The sequence below is a fragment of the Pseudomonas rubra genome (assembly GCF_028656935.1).
Lineage (GTDB): Bacteria > Pseudomonadota > Gammaproteobacteria > Pseudomonadales > Pseudomonadaceae > Aquipseudomonas > Aquipseudomonas rubra.
On the sequence record NZ_JAMDGZ010000032.1, the window covers coordinates 87,165 to 94,263 of the forward strand.

6 protein-coding genes are annotated in these 7,099 nt (G+C 62.9%); 5 read left to right on the forward strand and 1 reads right to left on the reverse strand.

Annotated elements, in window-relative coordinates:
• Positions 1-18 precede the first annotated feature (18 nt).
• The 4 genes from M5G17_RS15640 to M5G17_RS15655 all read left to right on the forward strand — a co-directional run bounded on the left by M5G17_RS15640 (position 19) and on the right by M5G17_RS15655 (position 5,389).
• Positions 19-549, forward strand: coding sequence for a sigma-70 family RNA polymerase sigma factor (locus tag M5G17_RS15640; RefSeq protein ID WP_273893802.1), 531 nt, complete (start codon positions 19-21; stop codon positions 547-549).
• Positions 546-1,499, forward strand: coding sequence for a FecR domain-containing protein (locus tag M5G17_RS15645; protein WP_273893803.1), 954 nt, complete (start codon positions 546-548; stop codon positions 1,497-1,499). Before M5G17_RS15640 ends, M5G17_RS15645 begins: the two co-directional genes overlap by 4 nt.
• A gap of 87 nt (positions 1,500-1,586) precedes the next feature.
• The gene (locus M5G17_RS15650) at positions 1,587-4,088 is read left to right on the forward strand and encodes a TonB-dependent siderophore receptor (RefSeq protein WP_273893804.1); all 2,502 of its coding nucleotides are present in this window, start codon (positions 1,587-1,589) and stop codon (positions 4,086-4,088) included.
• A 92-nt stretch (positions 4,089-4,180) separates the two neighbouring features.
• Positions 4,181-5,389 carry an MFS transporter gene (locus tag M5G17_RS15655; protein ID WP_273893805.1) on the forward strand — a complete coding sequence of 403 codons (1,209 nt, stop codon included), beginning with the start codon at positions 4,181-4,183 and terminating at the stop codon, positions 5,387-5,389.
• Between the two features lie 40 nt (positions 5,390-5,429).
• Here M5G17_RS15655 and M5G17_RS15660 read toward each other — a convergent pair whose 3' ends face one another.
• The gene (locus M5G17_RS15660; protein ID WP_273893806.1) at positions 5,430-6,275 is read right to left on the reverse strand and encodes a hypothetical protein; all 846 of its coding nucleotides are present in this window, start codon (positions 6,273-6,275) and stop codon (positions 5,430-5,432) included.
• A 253-nt stretch (positions 6,276-6,528) separates the two neighbouring features.
• Between M5G17_RS15660 and M5G17_RS15665 the strand changes: the two genes are divergently transcribed.
• Positions 6,529-7,074, forward strand: coding sequence for a cupin domain-containing protein (locus M5G17_RS15665; protein WP_273893807.1), 546 nt, complete (start codon positions 6,529-6,531; stop codon positions 7,072-7,074).
• The last annotated feature ends 25 nt before the right edge of the window (positions 7,075-7,099 follow it).

Sequence of the window (7,099 nt, forward strand, 5' to 3'; positions counted from 1 at the left end):
TTTCGGGATGCAGCCAGGATGAGCGCACCGCCGTCACCGCCCAATGCCGAGCTCGGCCAGCTCTACCAGCACCATCATCTGTGGCTGCAACACTGGCTGCGCCGCCGCTTGAGCTGCCCGCAGCGGGCGGCGGACCTGATGCAAGACACCTTCGTGCGTATCCTCGCCTCTTCCGAGGCACTGGAGCTGGTGCGCCTGCTGCGTGAACCGCGCAACTACCTGGCGACCGTGGCGCGGCGGGTGATGATCGATCATTTCCGCCGTCAGCAACTGGAACGTGCATACCTCGAAGCCCTGGCAGCACAACCGGAGGCCGAACAGATCTCCACCGAAGAGCAAATAGTGATTCTGCAAACCCTGCGTGAAATCGACCAGTTGCTCGCCGGCTGTGGCGCCAAGGCGCGCAAGGCGTTTCTGATGGCCAACTGGCTGGGCATGACCTATGTGGAAATCGCCGCCGCCCTGGGCGTGTCGCTGACCACGGTGAAAAAATACCTGATCAAGACCACCGAGCGCTGCCTGCTGCTCGCCTACGATGCCCAGCCATGACTGACCGCGAACGCCAGCGCCTGGCCTTGAAGGCTGCGGCCCGCTGGCATGTGCAACTGGCCGCCGGCGATGCCCCGGCCGACCTGCAACAGGCCTGGCACGCCTGGCTGGCCAGCGCCGCCGAGCACCGTTGGGCCTGGGAACGGGTCGAGCAGTTGCAAGGGCGCCTGGCCAGCGTGCCCGGCGCCCTTGCCTTCGACACCTTGCAGCGCAGCGACAGCGACGGCCTGCCCCGGCGCAGCGTGCTCAAGGGCCTGCTGCTGGCCACCGGCCTTGGCTTCGGTGGCTGGGCCAGTTACCGCAGCCAGTCGGCGCAGCACTGGCTGGCCGATGTCCGCAGTGCCACCGGCGAAATCCGCCACCTGAGCCTCGCCGATGGCAGCCTGCTGGTGCTCGATACCGCCAGTGCCGCCGACATCTGCTTTGACCGGCAACAACGGCTGATTCGCCTGCGCCACGGGCGGTTGTTCCTGACCAGCGCCAAGGACAGCCAGCAACGCCCGCTGCGAGTCGAAACCAGCCAGGGCGTGATCGAGGCACTGGGCACCCGCTTCAGCGTCGATCAGCGCGCTGCCGGCAGCCAGGTCGAGGTGTTCGAGCATGCGGTGCGCATCAACCCGTACCAGGCACCGGCACGACGGCTCGAGGCGGGCCAGCGCTGCCAGTTCGACAGCCATGGAGTGCATGCCCCGCAGCGCCTGATGGCCAGCGAGTCGGCCTGGACCGGTGGGCACCTGATCGTCGAGGACTGGCGTCTGGGTGATCTGCTCGACGAGCTTGGCCGCTACCGACCGGGGTTGTTGGCCTATGCAAGCGAGCTTAACGGGCTACGGGTTTCGGGGACCTTCTCGCTCACCGACAGTGATGCAGCGCTGTCCGCCCTGGCCACCTCGTTCAAGCTCCAGGTACGCCGCTACAACCGTTATTGGGTCAGCATTGACCTGAGTTGAAATTTTCTTCACCCCCGGGGTGCCTGTTTTTTTCCGTTCGTCCGCCTCTGTAGGAAATAATCTTATTTGCGAACGAAGAGGATCTCCATGCAACCCCGCTTCCCCCGTGCCCTCCTGCCCCAACTGATTGGCCGCCACCTGCTGGCCGCTGCCCTGGGCCTGCCCCTGCTGCCCGTCGCCGTTGCCCAGGCGGCAGAGACCGACAGCGCCAGTTACGGCCAGGTATTTACCCTCGAAGCGGGCTCCCTGAGCCGGGTGCTGGGCAGCTTTGCCGCAGCGGCCGGGGTCAACTTGTCGTATGACGCACAACTGACCGCCAGCCTGCAGAGCCCTGGCCTGCAGGGCCGCTTCGGGGTGCTCGAAGGTTTGAGCCGGATCCTTGCCGGCAGTGGCCTGCAGGCCTATCGCCAGGCCGACGGCAGCTACTCGATCCGCCCGCTGCCGGCCAGCAACGGCGCCCTGGAACTGGGCGCCACCACCATTGGCGCCAGCACCCTGAGCAGCAGCACCGACACCACCGACAGTTTCACCGTGCGCCAGGTCAGCATTGCCAAGGGCGAACACTCGCTGCGCGAGACGCCGCAGTCGGTCACGGTAATTACCCGCAAGATGATGGATGAGCAGAACCTCAATACCCTGGAACAGGTGATGGAGAAAACCCCGGGGATCACCGTGCACGACTCGCCCATGGGCGGTAAGTACTTCTACTCGCGTGGCTTCATGCTTGCCGGCCAGTACCAGTACGACGGCGTGCCGCTGGACCTGGGAGGCAACTACGTACAGGCCAACAGCTTTGCCAGCGACATGGCCTACTACGACCGAGTCGAAGTGTTGCGCGGCGCCGCAGGCATGCTCAAGGGTTCGGGCAGTTCCGCCGGCGGCGTCAACTTCATCCGCAAGCGTGGGCAGGAAAAGGCTGCTACCAGCGTCAGTCTCTCGGCAGGTTCCTGGGACAACTACCGTGCTCAACTCGACACCGGCGGCCCGCTCAACGCGTCCGGTAGCCTGCGTGGCCGGCTGGTGGTCGCCGGGCAGGATCGCCAGTACTTCTACGACATGGGCAAGCGCGACGACCAGGTGGTCTACGGCGCCCTGGATTACGACTTCAACGATGCCACCACCCTCGGCGTCGGCGCAGCCTACGAGAAGCTCAATGCCACCCCTTGCTGGCAAGGCCTGCCGCGCTACAGCGATGGTTCGGACCTGAAGCTGTCGCGCGCCACCTGCCTGGGCGCAACCTGGAACAGCTGGGAAAGCCAGCGGGTCAACCTGTTCGCCGACCTCACTCACCACTTCAACGACCAGTGGCTGATCAAAGTCGCCGCCATGCACAGCCACAACACCCAGGACATGCAGTACGCCATGACCCTGGGCAGCGTCCCAGTGGGCGCCAGTTCGGCCAGCAATCAGGTGTATTCCGGCGTGTTCGACTACGACCAGCACGACTACGGCATGGACGCCTACCTGGACGGCAAATTCACGGCTTGGGGCCTGGAGCACGAGCTGATCGTCGGCGCCAACGCCAGCCGCGCCAAGGGCAGCGACAGCTACGCGCTGATCAACATGACCCAGTTGCTCGGCGTGACCATGGACCCCTTCGCCCCCGACCGCGACATTCCCAAGCCCCCCGACAGCCTGTACCAGACCGCCTCCTACCGCGGCGGCCCGTTGCCGGTGGAAAGCGACACCCGGCAGATCGGCACCTACGCCACCTTGCGCCTGAAACTGGCCGAGCCACTGACCCTGGTGCTCGGCAGCCGGGTCAGCTGGTACCGCAGCCAGCGCGATTCCTACACCCAGGCCTGGGATTACTGGCAGCATGACCGCAGCCAGGAGAACGGCCAGGTCACCCCCTTCGCCGCGCTGATCTATGACCTGGACGATACCTGGTCGGTGTACGGCAGCTACGCCGATATCTTCCAGCCCCAGGGCACCTACAGCGATGCCCAGGGCAGCCCGCTGCAACCCAAGACCGGCGCCAACTACGAGCTGGGAATCAAGGGCGAGTGGTTCGACGGCGGCCTCAACGCAGCCTTCAACCTGTTCCGCACCCTCGAGGCGCACCGTGCCGAAGCCGACTATGACTCGGTCTGTGCCGGCTCCTCCGACGGTTACTGCTACAGCGACGAGGGCAAGGTCCGCGCCCAGGGCTTCGAGGCCGAACTCAGCGGTGAGCTGGCCGAACGCCTGCAGGTGCTGGCCGGCTACACCTACACCGAGCTTGAATACCTCAAGACCAACACCAACAGCCAGGATGCGACCTTTACCGCAAGCTACGTGCCACGCCACCTGCTGCGGGTCTGGGCCGACTACCAGCTCGACGGTCCGCTGCAACGCTGGAGCCTGGGCGGTGGCGTCAATGCGCAAAGCGACAACCACTATCAGGACCGCGCGGCGAAAACCGTACAACCTGGTTACGCGATCTGGAACGCGCGCCTGGGTTATCGCCTGGACGACCATTGGAGCATTGCCGTCAACGGTAACAACCTGTTCGACAAGCACTACTACTCCAGTGTCGGCGCCCTGGCCTGGGGTAACTTCTATGGCGAGCCACGCAATTTCACCGTGACCCTCAAAGGCGATTTCTAAGGCAGGTGATTGGCGGTCGACAGCGATAGATGACAATCGTTATCATCTTCTCGAATATCGACCGCCTCACTCTCATCTGCCCCGGATAGCCCATGACCACCGCAACGGACCCTGCCACGCTCGCCCCCGCCGCACGCTCTACGTTTGACCTGCGCCCGCTGCTGGCGGCCAACATGGCCTGCACCATGGCGTTGATGGCCTTCGTCTCGCTGATCGGCCCGATTGCCCGCACGCTGAACCTGGCCACCTGGCAGGCTGGTGCTGCAGTGACCGTGGCCGGGGTGATCTGGATGCTCCTGGCCCGGCCTTGGGGCCAGGCCAGCGACCGTCTGGGGCGGCGCAAGGTTTTGCTGCTCGGCACTGCAGGCTTCACGGTCGCCTACTGGGCGTTGTGCCTGTTCATCGACAGCGCCTTGCAGCTGCTGCCCAGCGCCGCCCTGGCCTTTGCCGGGCTGGTGATTGGCCGCGGCTTGATCGGCGCTTTCTATGCTGCCCTGCCGGTCGGCGGTGCAGCGCTGATTGCCGACAATATCGAACCCCAGCACCGCGCCAAGGCCATGGCGTCGCTGGGGGCGGCCAATGCCTTGGGCCTGGTCGTCGGCCCGGCACTGGCGGCGGTGCTGGCCCGCCACAGCCTGAGCCTGCCGTTCTACGTGATGGCAGTGCTGCCGATGCTGGCTTTCTTGGTACTGCTACTCAAGCTCAAGCGCCAGGAGCTGCACCTCAAGCAACCGCCGCGCCCGGTACGCCTGGCCGACCCCCGCCTGCGCCGGCCGTTGCTGGTGGCCTTCGTCGCGATGCTCAGTGTCTCGGTGGCGCAGATCACCGTCGGTTTCTTCGCCCTCGACCGCCTGGGCATGAGCCCGGCCGACGCTGCGCAAACCGCGGGTGTGGCCCTGACCATGGTCGGTGTAGCGTTGATCCTCTCGCAGATCCTGGTGCGCAAGCTTGAGTGGCCACCGCTGCGGATGATCCGCGTCGGCGCCAGCATCGCGGCCGTCGGCTTTGCCGCCAGTGCCTTGGCCACCAGCGACGTGGGCCTGTGGGTGTGCTTCTTTTTCTCGGCCTGCGGCATGGGCTGGATATTCCCGGCATTCTCGGCCCTGGCGGCCAATGCCATGGACGCCTCCGAGCAAGGCGCCACGGCCGGTTCCATCGGCGCGGTGCAAGGCCTGGGCGTGGTCATCGGCCCCCTGGCCGGGACCTTGATCTACGCTGTCGACCCGCGCCTGCCGTACCTGATTGTTGGCGCCTTGCTGTTGCTGGTGAGCGTGTGGCCGATGCCACGGCGTCAGGGCTGAGCGGGATGCAGTGGCTCATAGGGCACAGAGCTGAACGTTGTCAGCTGCTATTCGAACTGATACTGAAGTCTTCGCAGACAATCGAAGAAATCATGTCTTCATTGCGCACGCGAAAACTTCCAGTGATCCGCTTCGGAAGCGTGCCCTCGCCTTTTTCCACCTGCAAATTGATTTCTCCGTAGGGCAAAACGAACCCACCTTCCAAGATAAAATATATACTCTCGCCGTCCTTTTCCAAGTCGAATTTGTATGACCCTGAAACCGGAATTTTAGACTCATCGATTGATATGAACATTGTAAACTCAGCACGAAAAAACAAAAATACCGTGCCCGGGCCTTGACTGAGATTGAACTCGCGAGCTGTCCACGTGGATGTTTGGTAAGAAGATCGCCGAGTCGCCACCAGACGGTTTTCCCGCCCGTCAGACTGGACGCCTGATTCTACCGGTCGACCGCTATTGGTAAAGAGAAAGTTCGAACACCTAAACAACGTCCCCCAATGCTCTAGAGTGATATTGAAAAAGCCTTCATAGCTTGCCGTTGGCTGCCCAGCAACACCCGTTACCTTGAGATGTAGGTCTCCACGATTAACCGGAACGACCCTCCCTCCCAGCAAGATTTGAACGTCTTTCTGCTCATGTAAGTTGAATACAAATTCTCCTGCGACTGGAAGCAGCGTCAGAGGAATGAGAAGCCCGACGGGCTGAATGCCGCCGCGGGCCGTTAAAAGTATGTGACCCGCAAGTTCTGTCACACTAAACGACTGAGCGCTGATGTGATATTCCTTTTCCCAGATCGACAGCACAGCGTTTAAATGTGAATTGCGTTGCGACTGTTCAGTGAAGGCAGAGTGGTCGACGCCGCCAGGAAACGCTAAAGGATCCATATGTGACCTCCGAAAGTAAATAGTGAGTGGTTCGGCCGTTGAAATATAGGTAACTCTTAGCGCAGATAAAACTGGCACTTTTACTAGGTGACACGTGGCCTGGCTGCGCAATAGGCCGGGCACAACGGTGATCGGGGGCGTACCAGGGCAACTGGGCACAGCGCCGAAAACAGCCTCATTGCACGTGGAGCGCTAAAGCCCGGTCGAATGTGTTTTAATGCCTCGCCCAAAATTTTTGATACATAAGGCGGCTATGGACACGGGGACACGACTCAAACTGGTGCGTGAACGCAGCAAACTCTCCCAGCGGGAGCTGGCGCGGCGCAGCGGCCTGACCAACTCGACGATTTCGCAGATCGAGCAGAATCGTGTCAGCCCTTCGGTCAGTTCCCTGAAAAAGCTGCTTGAAGGCATTCCGATGTCGTTGGCGGAGTTCTTCAGCTTCGATGAACCGATCCGCGAAGAGCGCTTTGTGTTCCGCTCCACCGAGCAGCCAGACCTGGGTAACAGCGGCCTGCGCATGCTGCTGGTGGGTGCCAGTGTCGAAGGCCGGCAGATGCGCATGCTGCGCGAGCTGTATGCCCCGGGCGCCGATTCCGGTGAGCCGATCGTGCACGCCGAGGGCGAAGAGTGCGGCCTGGTGACCCGTGGCACCATCGAGCTGCGCGTCGATGGCCAGGTCAGTGTCCTCAACTCCGGTGACGGCTACTACTTCCCCACCACCCTGCCCCACAGCTTCAAGAATATCGGCCAGGATGAGGCCGAGATCATCAGCGCCAACACCCCGGCGAACTTCTGAACCTGATCGCGGGCCAAGCCCGCTC